The organism is Streptomyces sp. Je 1-79, from assembly GCF_025195125.1.
Lineage (GTDB): Bacteria > Actinomycetota > Actinomycetes > Streptomycetales > Streptomycetaceae > Streptomyces.
Genome location: NZ_JAMGSL010000022.1, coordinates 35271 through 50709 on the forward strand (window position 1 = coordinate 35271; position 15439 = coordinate 50709).

The following is a 15439-nucleotide window of genomic DNA, read 5'->3' on the forward strand; positions in this document are numbered from 1 at the left end:
ATCCTGCTTCAAGCTAACGGGTTTCCCCGGCCATCGGTAGTGCTTCCTTGTCCGAGTGCCGACGGTGGACCCATCGAATACGCCCTCCGTGGCTCCGCTCCTCACGGCTGACCTTCTGGTCGCCGTGAGCGTCGGCGATCCCCGGCCGGGAACTCGGCTGGGGGCCGGAGCAGCCCCCACCACCGGCCGGCACCGGCCCAGAGGTGCGGGGCGCAGGCTTCCGCCTGCACGCTCAGGCCACTCGCCCTCGGCGGGACCCCCTGCCGGGCCCGAGTGCGCAGGGGAGCACAGGGCTGACGAGCGACGCCGGCCGCGCGCCTCTGGACCGACAAGCAGCGGGCCTCTACGCTCTCCAGGCAATCTGACTGACCGTCAGTTGGGGACGGAGAGGGGATCGTCGTGACCGACACCGCACACACCCTTGGCACCTCCCGCACCCTCTGGGAGCTGGTCGAGCGCCGCGCCGCCCTCACCCCCGACCGGCCCGTCCTCCTCCAGGGCGACCGCTCGCTCACCTTCGGTGAGCTGCGGGAACGTGCCGAGCGGTGCGCCGCCGGGCTGTACGGGAAGGGGGTCCGGCCCGGGACGGTCGTGGCCTGGCAGCTGCCCACCCGGATCGAGACCGCGGTCCTCTCCTTCGCGCTCGCCCGCGTCGGCGCCGTGCAGTCCCCGGTCATCCCCTTCTACCGGGACCGCGAGGTCGGCTTCGCGCTGCGCGAGTCGAAGGCCGAGTTCTTCGCCGTGCCGGGCGTGTGGCGCGGCTTCGACCACACGGAGATGGCCCGCCGGCTCGGCGCGCGGGGGGTCTTCGAGGCGTACGGCACGCTGCCCGACGGCGACCCGGCGGTCCTGCCTCCCCCGCCCTCCTCGGGCGAGGACGTCCGGTGGATCTACTGGACCTCCGGCACGACCTCGGATCCCAAGGGCGTCCTGCACACCGACCGCTCGCTCATCGCGGGCGGCTCCTGCCTCGCCCACGCGCTGCACCTGACCGAGGAGGACATCGGCTCGATGGCGTTCCCGTACGCGCACATCGCCGGGCCCGACTACACGGTGATGCTCCTGCTCTACGGCTTCCCGGCGGTGATGTTCGAGCAGTTCGCGCTGCCCGACGCGCTGGCGGAGTACCGCAGGCACGGCGTGACCGTGGCGGGCGGCTCCACCGCCTTCTACTCGATGTTCCTCGCCGAGCAGCGCAGGCTGCCGCCCGGCGAGAAGCTGATACCGAGCCTGCGGCTGCTCGCGGGCGGCGGTGCGCCCAAGCCGCCGGAGATCTACCACGCCGTCGTACGGGAGATGGGCTGTCAGCTCACCCACGGCTACGGCATGACCGAGGTCCCGATGATCACGATGGGCTCGCCGGACGACACCGTCGAGAACCTCGCGACCACGGAGGGCCGCCCGCCGGCGGGCATGGAGATACGGATCGCCGAGGGCGGAGAGGTCCGGCTGCGCGGGGAGGCCGTGTGCCGGGGCTATCTGGACCCGGCCCAGAGCGCCGCCGCCTTCGACGAGGACGGCTTCCTGATCACCGGCGACGTGGGGCACGTGACCCCGAGCGGGCATCTCGTCCTCACCGGGCGGATCAAGGACATCATCATCCGCAAGGGCGAGAACATCTCGGCCAAGGAGATCGAGGACCTCCTCCACCAGCACCCGGGGGTCGGCGACGCGGCCGTCGTCGGGCTCCCGGACCCCGACCGCGGCGAGCGGGTCTGCGCGGTCGTCGAGCAGCCGCCGGGCGCCGCGCCCCTGACCCTCGCGGCGGTCACCGGCTTCCTGCGCGGCCAGGGCCTCTCCGTCCACAAGCTGCCGGAGCAGCTGGAGGTGGTCGAGGCCCTGCCGCGCAACGAGACCCTGCGGAAGGTGCTGAAGTACAAGCTCCGCGAGCGGTACGGATCCGGCGCGGCTACGCCGTCATGAAGTAGCGGGCGAACGCCGTGACCGCCTCCCCCTCGTCGACCGAGCCGGAGGCGGCGGTCGGCAGGGTGCGGGCGCTCATCGCGGCCCCGACGGGCGTGATGCCGAGGGCCAGCAGGGCGCGCTCCACGTCGGCGGGGGTCGTGGCGATGGCGAGGACGGCGTGCACGAACGGGCGGGCGATCTCGGCGAAGCGTTCGGGATGGTCGTGCAGGCGCTTCACCGCGCCGCCGAGGAACTCCTCACGGCTGACCTTCTGGTCGCCGTCGACGTCGGCGATCCCCGCCATGCCCTGCCAGAAGGCCTCGGCGCCGTCGCACAGCGCCTGCCCCCGGTCGGAGCGGAACGAGACGTCGAACTCGTTCAGAAGTCGTTTCGCCGCCGTGCTGAAGTCCTCGCGCGAGATGGTCCCGTCGCCGTCCTGGTCGAACGCGGCGAAGCGGCGGGCGATCCGGCGCTGGTAGACCTCTGCGGGTTCCTGCTCGGGTTCCATGGGCTCCATTCCGGGAGGGTACGACGAGACGGGCCGCCGTGCCGAGAGGGACGGCGTCCACCTGTCGAGACGCGCCGAGGGGGCCGGAGACGACCCCTAGGCCGAGAGCGGCTGGGCCTCGTCGTCCACGGCGGCTTCCGCGTCCCCGTAGACGTCGAAGAGGCGGCGTACGCCCAGCGCGGCGAGGACCCGGTTGACGTGCGAGGCGTCCTCCGAGCCCCGCTCGGGCAGGACGACGCGCAGCCGGCCCTGGCAGGAACGCATCAGCCGGCGCGAGGCGATCAGCACGCCCACACCGCTGGAGTCGCAGAAGAGCACGCCCGAGAGGTCGAGGACGACATCGTGCCGGCCACCCGCGACGGCGTCGTGGACACGTCTCCTGACCAGGGGCGAGGACATCAGGTCCAGCTCCCCGCTGATCCGCAGCACGGTCCAGGGGTCCTGCTCGTCCTTTTCGACGTGGAGGTTCACGCGATCGTGCCCTTCGAGCGGAAGCAGATTCATGCGGCAGCGCTTTCAAGCGGAGGCATTCGTTCCCGTCCCCTCCCGCTGCCCCGCCACCGCTCGTCGAAACCCTTCGCTTCATGGATGACGCTTTCCTTACCATCGGACCCCGCCGCGGAGGCGTACTTGTCACAAAGGGGCGTGCGCTCTCGGGCGGCGCACTACTTTGGACGGAGAACTCGGGTCGGGAGGGCCGCCGAACAGCTCCGGAGGCAACGCATGGCGAAGGACACACCACCGCGCTGGGACCGCAGGATGCAGCAGCGGCTCGCGCGCGGTGAGGCCGCCGCGCTCGGAGAGCTCTACGACCGGTTCGCCTCCCTGGTGCACAGCCTCGCCCACCGCGTCCTGGACGACGACAGCGCCGCCGACCAGGTCACCCGCGAGGTCTTCGGCTACATCTGGGAGAACCCCGACGCCTACGACCCCAAGCAGGGCAGCATGCGCTCGTGGGTCGCCAGGCTGACCCAGCGGCAGGCCGTGCACCGGCTGCGGCAGACGGAGGCGACGGCGTACGCGGAGACCGGCGAGGGCTCGGCGGAGGAGCTGGAGCAGAAGGTGCGCAGGGCCTCGGTCGCGGCCCGCGCCGACTACATCGTGACGTCGATGCCGGCGCCGCTGCGGGCCGCGCTGGAACTGGCCTACTTCCAGCGGCGCGACTACCGCCAGACGGCGGCGGATCTCGGTGTGACCGAGGACGAGGCGCGGCGTCGGCTGCGGCTCGGGCTGCAGCTGCTCTCGACGGCGAACACCCGCCCGCTGGAGGGCTCCTCGCCGCCCGGTTACGGACGCTCGCTGTGAACGGGCCGGACGACGAGCCCGACGGCGTGGCGCGCGCCCCGCGCATACCGGGGCCGCGGCCCGCCGCGGACGACCACGCGGACCTGACGGGTAGCGCCGCCGTGGCCACGCCCGAGCGGATCGAGGAGCCCGCGGCCCTGCCGCCGCTCGCTCCCCTGCCTCCGCCTCCTCCCCCGCCCCCGCCGCACGGCGTGCTCAAGTCCCTCCTCGGGGCGTGGGCGCTGTCGGCGTGTTCGCCGGAGGAGACCCAGGCGGTCGAGGACCATCTGACCGTGTGCGCCCCGTGCGCGGACGAGGCGCTGCGGCTGCGGGACGCGGTCGGGCTGCTGCACTCCGAGCGGGATCTGGACCTCGATCCGCTGCTGCGCTCCCGGGTCCTGGAGAACTGTCTGGGCCGCCGCCCGGCCCGTATCCCCGTGCCCTCCTGGGCGACTCCGTACGACGCGAAGACGGCCCGGCTCGACGCGCTGCTGCGGGACATCGGCGAATCGGAGTGGCACGCGCCGGTCCGGCTGAAATGGTTCGAGGGCGAGCGGCCGGTGAACCGCAGGACGACCGTGGCCGGGGTGATAGGCCATCTGCTGACGGTGGACGGTCTGGTGGCCACCGCACTCGGCCTGGACGACCCGTTGGGCCCGAAGGCCACGGAGGTGGCGCCGTCGGAGCGCACGGAGGCGTACTGGCAGGGCTCGTACCACCCGCCGACGCGGGGCGTGCGCGAGCCGTGGCGGGAGCAGAGTCACACGCTGATCCGCACGGTGTCGTTCGCGGGGCGGGGCGTCGCGGACCTGACGGTGACGTACGGCGACTTCGCGCTGCCGATGCGGGACTCGCTGCTTGAGCGGGCCTTCGAGTGCTGGGTGCACGCGGACGACATCGCGAACGCGGTGGCGTACCCGTACGACCCGCCGAGCGGCGCGCATCTGCACGGCATGATCGACCTGGCGGCGCGGCTGCTGCCGGCGGCGCTGGCCGGCCGGCGCCGCGCGGGGCTGGCCTCTCCGCCGCGCCATCTGGTCGAGGCGGGCGCCCCGGGCCGCTCGCTCCACCTGGAGGTGGAGGGCTCGGGCGGCGGCCACTGGTACATCGCCCTGGACTCCCCGGCGGCCGTCGGCTCCCCGGACCACGCGGTGGCCCAGGTGGCGATGGACGGGGTCGAGTTCTGCCAGCTCGTGGCGGGTCATGTCCCGCCGGAGGAGGCCGCGGCGGGCCAGGACGGCGACCGTGAGGCGATCCGCGACGTCCTGTTCGCGGCGGCGTCCCTGAGCCGGCTGTAGCGGCCCGGGGACGGCGCCCCCACCCGTAGGCCTACGCGAAGACGACGGTGCGGCGGCCGTTGAGGAGGATGCGGCGCTCGGCGTGCCACTTCACCGCGCGGGCGAGCGCCTGGCACTCCACGTCGCGGCCGATCGCCACGAGCTGGTCCGGGGTGACCTCGTGGCCGACCCGCTCGACCTCCTGCTCGATGATCGGGCCCTCGTCGAGGTCGGCCGTCACGTAGTGGGCCGTCGCGCCGATCAGCTTCACACCGCGGGCGTGCGCCTGGTGGTAGGGCTTGGCGCCCTTGAAGCTCGGCAGGAAGGAGTGGTGGATGTTGATGATCCGGCCGGACAGCTGCTTGCAGAGGTCGTCGGAGAGGACCTGCATGTAGCGGGCGAGCACGACCAGCTCGACGTTCTCCTCGCGCACGAGGTCGAGCAGCTCGGCCTCGGCCTGCGACTTGTTGTCCTTCGTGACCGGAATGTGCCGGAACGGGATGCCGTACGAGCTCACCAGCTCGGAGAAGTCCGTGTGGTTGGAGACCACGGCGACGATCTCGACCGGCAGCGCACCGATCCGCGAGCGGAAGAGCAGGTCGTTCAGGCAGTGGCCGAACTTCGAGACCATCAGCACGACGCGCATGCGCTCGTCGGCCCCGTTGATGTGCCAGTCCATCACGAACGAGTCGCCGACCGCCGCGAAGCTCGCCCGGAGCTTCTCCACGGTCACCGGCTCCTCCGCGGAGAAGTGGACCCGCATGAAGAACAGGCCGGTGTCCCGGTCCTTGAACTGCTGGCTGTCCTCGATGTTGCATCCCGTGATGAACAGGTAGCTCGACACGGCGTGCACGATGCCCTGTTTGTCCGGGCAGGAGAGCGTGAGGACGTACTGGTCGGTCATCCCCGTAGGGTGCCACACCCCGCCGTGACGGCAGGTCCGGCGTCCGTCAGGCGGACCGCGTCATGATACGGAGCACGTCCAGGGAGCGCGGGGGCGTGTCGGGGTCCTCGCCGTCCGCGGTCGCCATCCGTATGTGCGCCTCGCGAGCGGCGCGGACGGCCTCCGGCCACCCGTGGTGCTCCATGTACGCCGAGAACGGCGCGTCGGGGCCCACCTGGTGCATGATCCGCAGCACCCGCAGCACGGCCACGTCCACCAGCGCGGCCTCGCCGGAGTCGCGGAAGATCGTCCCGACGTACTTCTCGGCGGACCAGTTGTCGAGCCACGTGTCCTCGACCAGGCGGTAGACGGCGTCGGTGACGTCGCCGTACCCCTCGTGGCCGGCCAGCCAGGTGGTCTCGTGGAACCCGGGGTCGGAGAGCATGTGCAGCGCCGAGCGCACATTGCTGCGCCAGCGCCACCACGGCATGTCATTGAGCGGCATGCCGCCCATGGTGGAGGAGCGACGGCCGCGACGGGAAGAGTTCACCGAAGCTGAGACTGGACTGGACACCGTTCGATCGTACGTTCCCCTTCAAGATCGGCGGACCGGGCCCCTGCTCCCCACTCGCCGACCCCGGCAATTCACCTTCACGTCACCCTTCGTTGAACCCCGCTCACTTCTGCGTTACCCGTGGGGCGGAATTGTGCGTGTCCATGACCGGTAGGCGACTGACCTCACTCCTCGCGTATGTCACGACGGCGGCGGCCGGGGCGTCGCTGCTCACCGGCTGTGGGGTGCTCCCTGGGACCGCGGGGGGGTCCAGGGAGCCCGTCACGGTGATGACGTGGGCCCCCGACGGCACCCGTGCCACCAACCAGCCCGGCATGCCCGCCATGGCCCAGGCCTTCGCCCGCTGGGTGAACGCCTCCGGCGGCATCGACGGCCACGAGCTGCGGATCCTCACCTGCAACGAGAAGAACACCTCCGCCGGGGCCGCGGAGTGCGCCCGCCGGGCCGTCCGCGAGGACGTCGTCGCGGTCGTCGGCTCGTACAGCCAGAACGGGCGCGCGTTCATGGCCCCGCTGGAGGCGGCCGAGATCCCGTACATCGGCGGCTACGGCATCGCCGAGGACGAGTTCACCAGCCCGCTCTCCTACCCGGTGAACGGCGGCCTCGCCTCGCTGATGGCCGGTCACGGCCGGCAGCTCGCCGAGTCCTGCCGCAAGGTCTCCCTCGTCCGGCCCGACACCCTGGCCGGCGACAAGCTGCCCGACCTCCTCAACTCCGGCCTCCGCAAGGGCAGTCACGACGGCGCCACCGACATCCCGGCCTTCGAGGACGCCGCCGAGTACACCGCGCAGGCCGACCGCGCCCGCGCCAAGGCCGGAAGCGAGGACGGCTGCGTCGCCGCCGTGCTCGGCGAGCGCACCCAGACGTTCTTCGACTCCTTCCGCCGCCTCCCCGCCGACGAGGACGGCTCGGGCGGCTCGGGCGACGGCAAGGGACAGGACGAGGGCGAGGTACGGATCTCCTCCGTGCTCGGCAGCGTCAGCCAGCCCGTCATCGACCGCACCGGCGGCGCGCACAGCCCCTTCGAGGGCGCGTACGTCACGGGCTGGTACCCGGAGGCGAACGACGCGCGCTGGGCGCCGATGCGCAAGGTGATCAAGGAGCACGCGTTCGCCGACAACCGGGTCGACCCGACCGACTCGGGCGTCCAGACGACGTGGATCGCGTACACCGTCCTGAAGAGGGTGATCGAGTCGCTCGACAGCGACTCGATCTCGGCGGGCGCCGTGGCGCACGCACTGGACCGCGGTGTACAGGTCGACACCGGCGGCCTCACCCCCGAACTGCGCTGGCGTTACGAGGACATGCTCGGCGCACCCCGCTTCCCCCGGATCGTCAACCACGAGGTGACGTTCCAAGTGGTCCGCAAGGGGCAGCTCGTGGCGCAGAAGCCCGGCTTCGTCGACGTCGGCGAGACCGTCCTCAGCGCCCCGTAGCGCCCCCGCGTGCCGGGCCCGCGGCGGGCCCCCGCCCTACAGCTGGGTGGGGGTCCGCTGCGACAGTCCGAACTTGCCGGCCGTCGGGTTCCACAGCGACGCCGCCTCGCGCTTGGCGATCGTGGCGTCGGAGCTCTTCTTGCCCGCCTCGGCCGTGTGCGGGGTGTTGCGGGCCTTGCCGCCCTTGCACAGCTTCTTGTTGCCCTTCACCTGGTCCGCCCAGGCGGCGTAGTGGTCGTCGGCGGACGCCGAGGCCTGCCACGCCTTGGTGAGGGCGGCGGTCAGCGCCGCGTTGTCCGGAAGCTTGTCGACCGTCAGACCCTGCAACCGGGTCACCAGGCCGCGGCGCTGACCGGCGGCGTCCCGGAGATCGGTGGCGGCCTGGTCGAGGTTCTTGCACTGCTTGATGCTCTCGACCGAACGGATCACCGCGTCACGGCTGTTGTTGCTGTCCGCGAGCAGCTTGTCGAGCTCCTTGGCCTGCGGCTCGGCCGGGTCGGCCGCCGCCTTGCCGGTCGGGGCGGCCGACGGGGTGCCGGAGCTGGCGGCCACGTTCTGCGCGGGGCCCTTGTCCTTCTTGTCGTCCCCGCCGCTGAGCAGCGCACCGGCACCGAGGCCGACGACCGCGCAGCCGACGACGACGGCGGCGATCAGGGCGACGGGCGACCGGCGGCGCGGCTCGGGCTCGTCGTCGTACCCGTCGTCGTACGCGCCCTGGTAGGCGGCCGGGGCGGGGGCCTGGAACTGCTGCTGCGGAGAGGGCTGGGGGGTGTACTGCGGCTGCTGGAACTGCGGCTGCCGGGGCTGCTGCGGCGGCTGCTGCTGGGGCATGTGCTGCGTCGCGTCGCTGCGGAAGAGGTTGTCGAACTCGGCGGGCGGCTGCCGCTCACCGTGCGTCTGCGACGGTACGGGAGCGATGTACTGCGTCGCGTCGGACGCCCCGGCGGGCTGCTGGCGGCTCAGGGGCCCCGTACCGAGGAACTGGGTGTCCGAGCCGCCGCCCTGCGCCGCGACGGGCGGGATGTGCTGGGTCGCCTGCATGTCGCCGGCGGACGGCCCGGGGGGCTGGTGCGCGGGGGCCTGGTGCACGGGGGCCGCGGGAGGGTAGCCGTAGCCGCCCTGGGGGCCGGGCTGCGCCGGAGCGGCCGGGTGCGGGTACCCGTAGCCGCCGGGCGGCGGGGTGTGGGACGGCATCGGATGCCCGCCCGGTATCCCGCCCTGCGCCCCGGGCATCGGCCCGGGCATCGGACCCGGCCCGGCGGGCTGGGCGCCCTGCGGCGGGACCGGCGCGATGTACTGCGTCGCCTGCATGTCCGAGGCGCCGCCCGGTACGGCCTCCGGCGGGAGCGGCTGGGCCGGCGGCAGCGGCTGCCCGGACGACGGGGGCTGCTGACCCTGCGGTCCCCCACCGGGGCCCCAGGCGCCGCCCCACGGCTGACCCCCGGTCGGGCCCGCGCCCTGACCGGTCTCCACGCCGCCCTCCGCGGGCAGCACGACACCTTCGTGCGTGGGCCGTACCGCCGGATACTGCGGCTCCGGACCCTGTCCGCTCTGCGTCACCGGGACTCCTACTGATGGACCTACGGAATCGTCGGTTCACGCTACCGGGTGCGTCCGGCGCCGTGCACACACGTGTGAGCCCGGTAACAGACCCACAACGACATCCCTCTCAACTCCCGTACCACCACGTCCCGATCGCCCCACCGTGCTTGCTTTGACGGTGACCCCCGTCACACCAGGTCAGGCCGCGTGGAGCTCCAGCCGCGCCCCGAACTCGCGCACCGCGGGCTCCTGCGCGAACGGCTCCAGACGCTCCTTGAGATCGTCCAGGTACTCCGCGCCGCGCGAGGACCGCAGCGTCGCGAGCAGCTCCAGAGCCCGCGTCCCCGTGTGGCAGGCCTGCTCCACCTCGCGCCGCTGCACCTGCGCCGAGGCGAGCAGCGCCAGACCGATCGCCCGCCGCCTGGCCCGCGTCTGCGGATGGCCGACGAGCGACTCCTCCGCCGCCAGCGCCGCCGCCGTCGCCTGCCCCAGGTCCCGGTGGCAGTGGGCCAGTTCGTCGGCGAGATACGCGTGGTCGAAGTGGGCGATCCACGAAGGGTCGTCGCCCGACTCCGGATCCGCCCGGTCGAGGGCCCGTACGGCCCGACCCGCGACCGCCTCGAAGGAGTGCGCGTCCCCGAGCAGCGCGTGGCCCCGCGCCTCCGCCGCGTAGAACATCGCCTCCGCGCGCGGCGTCACCCGCCCCCGTGCGCCCTCCTGCGCCGCCCGCGCCAGCTGGGCGATCTCCCGGGGGTTCCCGAGCTGGGCCGCGAGGTGGCTCATGGAGGCGGCGAGCACATAGCCGCCGTAGCCCCGGTCGCCCGCGGCCTGCGCGAGCCGCAGCGCCTGGATGTAGTACCGCTGGGCGAGCCCCGGCTGCCCGGTGTCCACGGCCATGTACCCCGCCAGCTCCGTGAGCCGCGCCACCGCCGCGAACAGCTGCCGGCCGACCGCCTCCCGGTACGAGCCCGACAGCAGCCCCGCCACCACGCTGTTCAGGTAGTGCACGACCACCGGCCGCACGTGCCCGCTGCCGAACCTCCGGTCCAGGTCGACCAGCGCGTCCGTCATCGCCCGGACCGCCTCCACGTCCGAGGCCCCCACCCGCGCCCCGGCCGACCGGGCCACGTGCGCGTCCGCGCCCGTGATCAGCCAGTCCCGGCTCGGCTCCACCAGCGCGGAGGCCGCCACCGTCGACCCGGAGAGGAAGTCCCTGCGCCCCACGTCGCTGCGCCACAGCTCGCAGACCTGCTCGATCGCGCCCAGCACCGTCGGCGAGAACTGCAGCCCGACGCCCGCCGCCAGGTTCCTGCCGTTCGCCATCCCGATCTCGTCGATCGTGACCGTGCGGCCCAGCTTGCGGCCCAGCGCCTCCGCGATGATCCCCGGCGCCCGCCCGCGCGGCTGCTGCCCGCGCAGCCAGCGCGCCACCGACGTCTTGTCGTACCGCAGATCGAGTCCGCGCTCGGACCCGACCATGTTCACCCTGCGGGCGAGACCGGCGTTGGAACACGCGGCCTCCTGAATGAGCGCCTGCAGCCGTTCGTTCGGCTGACGGGCGACGAGTGGCCTGGCTGACATGACTACCCCCTGAGGCCGGTGCGATCGAAGAGAACTGATCACTGCCCGGCGGATATCCGGTCAATGCCGATGTGAACACGCGAAACCGGACGGATCGGCCACGGGCAGCCGGCCGACACCCCCCACCTCTGGCTACCCCTCCACCGCTCCCCGGCCCCACGCGCGCCCCCGTCCGTGCACCCATGCGCCCCGCCGTGCAGGATCGATGCTCCAGACAGCGCGGCGCCCCGCCCGTAACCCCAGGTGACGGCGGGAGTTGAGTTCACCGTGGATGAGACCATCGGAGTCACGGAAGCCGCACAGATCCCCAAGCAGCGAGGCGAGCAGCTGCTGGACTGCGCCGTGCGGTATGCGGAAGAGCGGCACTGGGACGTGTTCCCCGGGACCTGGCTGGAGGCGGTCGAGGGCCGGGAGCGCTGCTCCTGCGGCGTGGAGGAGTGCGTCACCCCCGGCGCCCACCCGGCCAGGCCCGACTGGTCGACCCAGGCGACCGGCAGCGCGGTCGGTGCGCGGCGCATGTGGTCGAAGCAGCCCAAGGCGTCGATCCTGCTGCCGACCGGCCGCACCTTCGACGCGATCGAGGTCCCGGAGTCGGCGGGCTTCCTCGCGCTCGCGCGGATGGAGCGCATGGAGCTCACCCTCGGCCCCGTGACGTGCACGCCGGACCGCCGGATGTTCTTCTTCGTCCTGCCGGGCGCCGCCACCAAGGTCCCGGATCTCGTACGGAAGCTGGGCTGGACCCCGGCGTCGATCGACCTGACCACGCGCGGCGAGGGGTTCTACGTGGCGGCCCCGCCCACCCGGGTCGGCGGGCACGGCGCGGTGCAGTGGGCGAGGCGGCCCACCCCGGCGAACCGCTGGCTCCCGGACGCCGAGGAGCTGATCAGCCCCCTCGCCTACGCCTGCGGGCGGGAAGCCGCGGCCGCGAGGGCTCGCAGGCCGTGAGGGGCGGCCCCTAGGGTGTGCTCGTACGGAGTACGGGGACAACCGGAGGGTTGACGCACCATGCCTGACCAGGCATTCGACGGAGTACACGAAGAGGGCGGCGCCGCACGCGCGGGCGCCGGGCCGACGGCGGGCATCGCATCCCACGACCAGGACGACGCGGTGCCCGCCGTGCGTGTCGAGGGGCTGTGGAAGCGCTTCGGACAGCAGATCGCCGTCAACGGCATCGATCTCGTCCTGCCGGCGGGCAGGTTCATCGGTCTCGTCGGCCCCAACGGCGCCGGCAAGACCACCACCCTCTCCATGATCACCGGCCTGCTGCGGCCCGACGCGGGGCGGGTCCTCGTCGCCGGGCACGACGTCTGGCGCGACCCCGAGTCGGTGGCCGAGGTCAAGGCACGGATCGGGATCCTCCCCGAGGGGCTGCGGCTCTTCGAGAGACTCTCCGGCCGCGAACTCCTCGCGTACAGCGGGCGGCTGCGGGGGCTGCCCGGTGCCGAGGTCGACAAGCGGGCCGACCAGCTCCTCGGCGTACTCGACCTGACGGGCGCGCAGAACAAGCTGGTGGTCGACTACTCCACCGGTATGCGCAAGAAGATCGGGCTCGCCGCCGCACTGCTGCACAACCCAGAAGTCCTCTTCCTTGACGAGCCGTTCGAGGGCGTCGACCCGGTGTCGGCGCAGACGATCCGGGGCGTTCTGGAGCGGTACACCGCCTCGGGCGCCACCGTCGTCTTCTCCAGCCATGTGATGGAGCTGGTGGAGTCCCTCTGCGACTGGGTCGCGGTGATGGCCGCCGGCCAGATCCGGGCCCAGGGCCCGCTCGCGGCCGTACGCGGCGACGCGCCGTCGCTCCAGGCCGCGTTCCTGGAGCTGGTGGGCGCGAACGGGCGGGAAGCGGCCGGGGACTCCCTGGACTGGCTGGGCGGCGGTACCGCCCGATGACGACGGTCGCCCCGGCCTCCCCCTCCCTGACGCCCTCCCCCTCCGCCGCGCCCTCCCTGACGTCGGTCTTCGTACGGCTGAAGCTGTCGCTGCTCCGCAACGGCCTGCGGCAGTCGGCCGGCCGGACCGCCGCGTACGTGACGTCGATCGTCGTCTCCGCCCTCTTCGCCGCGGTGATGCTGCTCGCCTTCGTCCTGCTGCGGGGCAACGGGGACGCCGACTCGATCACGATCCTGCTGACCGGGGTCCTCGCGCTCTCGTGGACCGTGATGCCGCTGTTCGTACCGACCGGCGACGAGACGCTCGACCCCTCGCGGCTCGTGATGCTGCCGCTGCGCCCCCGGCCGCTGGTGCGCGCGCTGCTCGTGGCCTCACTGGTGGGCGTCGGGCCCGTGTTCACCCTGCTGATAGGGGTGGGCGCGGCCCTCGCGCTGGCGCGGGGCACGGCGGGTGTCGTGGCCGCGCTGCTCGCCGTGCCGCTGCTGGTCCTGGTGTGCGTGGCGCTCTCACGGGCCGTCGCCGCCGCCAACGTACGGCTCCTGACCTCGCGCAAGGGCCGTGACCTGGCGGTACTGAGCGGTCTGGTGATCGCGGTCGGGATCCAGGTGGTCAACTTCGGGGCGCAGCGGCTCAGCCGCGCCGGCGGCCTCTCGTCGCTCGAACCGGCCGCGGCGGTCGTGGGCTGGCTGCCGCCCGCCTCGGCGATCGGGGCGGTCGACTCGGCGAGCGAGGGCGACTACGCCCTGGCGGCGGGCCGGTTGCTGCTGACGGCCGTCGCCCTCGGGGCGCTGGTGTACTGGTGGCAGCGGAGCCTGGTGAAGCTGATGACCGCCCCGGACGGTTCGACGATCGGCGCGGCGGACTCGGGCGGCCGGGACCGCGCGAGCACGGGACTGCTCGGGCGGCTGCTGCCGGGCGGGCGTACGGGAACGGTGATGGAGCGCAGCCTGCGCTACATCGCGCGCGACCCGAAGACGAAGGCCGCGTGGATCACGTCGCTCGCGATCGGCGCGATCGTGCCGCTGTTCAACGCCCTCCAGGGCACGGGCTCCCTCTACTTCGCCTGTTTCGCCTCCGGCATGCTCGGCATCCAGATGTACAACCAGTTCGGGCAGGACACCTCGGCGTTCTGGATGGTCGCGCAGACGATCTCGACGACGAAGGAGGCGTACGCCGAACTGCGGGCGCGGGCGTACGCCCTGCTGCTGATCACCCTGCCGTACACGGTCCTGGTGACGGCGGCGACGGCGGCGGTCCTCGGCGACTGGGAGTCCCTTCCGGAGGCGCTGGGCCTGGCGTTCGCGCTGCTCGGCGCGATGCTGGCGACGGGCGCGGTGACCTCGGCGCGGTTCCCGTACTCGATCCCGCAGGACAGCGCGTACAAGAACGTCGCGCCGGGGCAGGGCGGTCTGGCGTGGATCTCGATCTTCGGCGGCATGCTCGGCGGCGCGCTGCTGTGCGCCCCGGTGATCGGGGCGACGATCGCCCTCCATCTGACCGACCAGGAGTCCCTGCTCTGGATCCTGCTGCCGGCCGGGGCGGCGTACGGCGCCCTGCTCGCCTGGGGCGGCCTGAAGCTGGCGGCGCCCGCGACGGCGTCGCGGCTGCCGGAGATCCTGACGGCGGTCAGCAAGGGGTGACGGCCTGACGGGAAGCCGAAGGTGAGGCGGGCGGCCGGTCCGAGGGACCGGCCGCCCGTACTGCTGTGGGAAGGCGCGCTGTTCCGCTGTCAGAAGGCGCCGTTCAGGCCCCTCCACTCGCCGTCGGTCCGCTCGCCGTCGTCGGTGAAGTCGCCGACGGCGAGCCCCGTAGGACCGGCTTCCGGTCGAACAGGGCTTCCGACAACTGCTCCAATTTCGAACAAATTTCACAACTCCGCAGGTCAGGCGGTCGTTCGAGGTTGCACGACCGGCCCGTGGAGCGCTCTCGAACACGCCGACACCCCTCCCGAACAGCCCGAACGTTCGGTCGTGACCGGAAAGCGGCGACGGATGTGCGATCACCCTCCGCGCCGACAAGACTCCGGGGCGCAATCAAGAAGCACCCGCCTCGAAGGGAAACCCCCGTGCGTTACGTCCTCCGCAACACCGCCCTCACCACGGCTCTCGCCACCGGCCTCGCCCTCGTCGGCGTCGCCGCGACGTCCGGCAGCGCCCAGGCCGAGCCGGCCGGGCTGTACCCGCCGTCAGCGCTCGTCCTCACGATCGGCAAGGGCGAGGCCGCGGCGACGGCGACGATCGACCGGGCGGTCACGCTGAACTGCGCCCCGACCGCGAGCGGCACCCACCCCGCGCCCAAGTCGGCCTGCGCGGAACTGAAGTCGATCAACGGCGACTTCGCCCAGCTGGGCACGGCGTGGAGCACCGCCGCCCCCTGTACGCGCATCTGGGACCCGGTCACGGTCACCGGCGAAGGCGTCTGGGACGGCAAGCGGGTCAGCTGGTCGGCCACGTACGGCAACGCGTGCGAGATGCGCGCCGGAATGGCGAGGACCTCGGTCTTCACGTTCTGACGCGCAGGGCGTGGAGCGGCGGCCGCCGGGAGGCATCCCGGCGGCCG

General features: G+C 72.7%; 14 protein-coding genes. 8 read left to right on the forward strand and 6 right to left on the reverse strand.

Annotation, left to right across the window (positions count from 1 at the left end; all coding sequences use genetic code 11):
* Positions 1-399 precede the first annotated feature (399 nt).
* Positions 400-1923: a class I adenylate-forming enzyme family protein gene (locus M5362_RS31970; RefSeq protein WP_260231398.1), complete on the forward strand. Its 1524-nt coding sequence runs from the start codon at positions 400-402 to the stop codon at positions 1921-1923.
* Here the strand turns inward: M5362_RS31970 and M5362_RS31975 are convergent.
* A complete protein-coding gene (locus tag M5362_RS31975; protein WP_308354928.1) occupies positions 1910-2422 on the reverse strand; it encodes an EF-hand domain-containing protein in 513 nt (170 codons plus the stop codon). The genes M5362_RS31970 and M5362_RS31975 overlap by 14 nt on opposite strands.
* 87 nt (positions 2423-2509) lie before the next feature.
* Positions 2510-2917 carry an STAS domain-containing protein gene (locus M5362_RS31980; protein WP_261366757.1) on the reverse strand — a complete coding sequence of 136 codons (408 nt, stop codon included), beginning with the start codon at positions 2915-2917 and terminating at the stop codon, positions 2510-2512.
* Between the two features lie 219 nt (positions 2918-3136).
* Here M5362_RS31980 and M5362_RS31985 point away from each other — a divergent pair, with 219 nt between their 5' ends.
* Positions 3137-3718 (forward strand): sigma-70 family RNA polymerase sigma factor, encoded by a 582-nt coding sequence (locus M5362_RS31985; protein ID WP_260231399.1) that lies wholly within the window; start codon positions 3137-3139, stop codon positions 3716-3718.
* Entirely contained in the window at positions 3715-4995 is a 1281-nt protein-coding gene (locus M5362_RS31990; protein WP_260231400.1) for a zf-HC2 domain-containing protein, read from the forward strand. Before M5362_RS31985 ends, M5362_RS31990 begins: the two co-directional genes overlap by 4 nt.
* A gap of 31 nt (positions 4996-5026) precedes the next feature.
* On the opposite strand, the gene purU is transcribed toward M5362_RS31990, so the two are convergent.
* Positions 5027-5878, reverse strand: coding sequence for a formyltetrahydrofolate deformylase (gene purU, locus M5362_RS31995; RefSeq protein ID WP_260231401.1), 852 nt, complete (start codon positions 5876-5878; stop codon positions 5027-5029).
* Between the two features lie 46 nt (positions 5879-5924).
* Positions 5925-6371, reverse strand: a complete 447-nt coding sequence (locus M5362_RS32000) for a hypothetical protein (protein ID WP_260231465.1) — start codon at positions 6369-6371, stop codon at positions 5925-5927.
* Positions 6372-6574: 203 nt separating this feature from the next.
* On the opposite strand from M5362_RS32000, the gene M5362_RS32005 reads away from it, so the two are divergent.
* Positions 6575-7867 carry an ABC transporter substrate-binding protein gene (locus M5362_RS32005; RefSeq protein WP_260231402.1) on the forward strand — a complete coding sequence of 431 codons (1293 nt, stop codon included), beginning with the start codon at positions 6575-6577 and terminating at the stop codon, positions 7865-7867.
* Between the two features lie 36 nt (positions 7868-7903).
* Here the strand turns inward: M5362_RS32005 and M5362_RS32010 are convergent, their stop codons facing one another.
* Entirely contained in the window at positions 7904-9427 is a 1524-nt protein-coding gene (locus M5362_RS32010; RefSeq protein ID WP_260231403.1) for a hypothetical protein, read from the reverse strand.
* A 180-nt stretch (positions 9428-9607) separates the two neighbouring features.
* A complete protein-coding gene (locus M5362_RS32015; protein WP_260231404.1) occupies positions 9608-10990 on the reverse strand; it encodes a transcriptional regulator in 1383 nt (460 codons plus the stop codon).
* Positions 10991-11257: 267 nt separating this feature from the next.
* On the opposite strand from M5362_RS32015, the gene M5362_RS32020 reads away from it, so the two are divergent.
* From M5362_RS32020 to M5362_RS32035, 4 genes are all read left to right on the forward strand, one after another.
* On the forward strand, positions 11258-11935 hold the full coding sequence (locus tag M5362_RS32020) for a bifunctional DNA primase/polymerase (RefSeq protein ID WP_260231405.1): 678 nt from the start codon (positions 11258-11260) through the stop codon (positions 11933-11935).
* A gap of 60 nt (positions 11936-11995) precedes the next feature.
* Entirely contained in the window at positions 11996-12880 is an 885-nt protein-coding gene (locus tag M5362_RS32025; protein WP_260231406.1) for an ABC transporter ATP-binding protein, read from the forward strand.
* Positions 12877-14520, forward strand: coding sequence for a transporter (locus tag M5362_RS32030; protein ID WP_260231410.1), 1644 nt, complete (start codon positions 12877-12879; stop codon positions 14518-14520). Before M5362_RS32025 ends, M5362_RS32030 begins: the two co-directional genes overlap by 4 nt.
* A 425-nt stretch (positions 14521-14945) precedes the next feature.
* Positions 14946-15392, forward strand: a complete 447-nt coding sequence (locus M5362_RS32035) for a subtilase-type protease inhibitor (RefSeq protein WP_260231411.1) — start codon at positions 14946-14948, stop codon at positions 15390-15392.
* Positions 15393-15439 lie beyond the last annotated feature (47 nt).

Bases quoted from the DNA above. Each gene is read 5' to 3' on its own strand.
- M5362_RS31975 (WP_308354928.1), bottom strand. From the start codon at position 2,422: ATGGAGCCCATGGAACCCGAGCAGGAACCCGCAGAGGTCTACCAGCGC.
- M5362_RS31980 (WP_261366757.1), bottom strand. From the start codon at position 2,917: ATGAATCTGCTTCCGCTCGAAGGGCACGATCGCGTGAACCTCCACGTC.
- M5362_RS31985 (WP_260231399.1), top strand. From the start codon at position 3,137: ATGGCGAAGGACACACCACCGCGCTGGGACCGCAGGATGCAGCAGCGG.
- purU (WP_260231401.1), bottom strand. From the start codon at position 5,878: ATGACCGACCAGTACGTCCTCACGCTCTCCTGCCCGGACAAACAGGGC.
- M5362_RS32000 (WP_260231465.1), bottom strand. From the start codon at position 6,371: ATGGGCGGCATGCCGCTCAATGACATGCCGTGGTGGCGCTGGCGCAGC.
- M5362_RS32005 (WP_260231402.1), top strand. From the start codon at position 6,575: ATGACCGGTAGGCGACTGACCTCACTCCTCGCGTATGTCACGACGGCG.
- M5362_RS32015 (WP_260231404.1), bottom strand. From the start codon at position 10,990: ATGTCAGCCAGGCCACTCGTCGCCCGTCAGCCGAACGAACGGCTGCAG.
- M5362_RS32025 (WP_260231406.1), top strand. From the start codon at position 11,996: ATGCCTGACCAGGCATTCGACGGAGTACACGAAGAGGGCGGCGCCGCA.
- M5362_RS32030 (WP_260231410.1), top strand. From the start codon at position 12,877: ATGACGACGGTCGCCCCGGCCTCCCCCTCCCTGACGCCCTCCCCCTCC.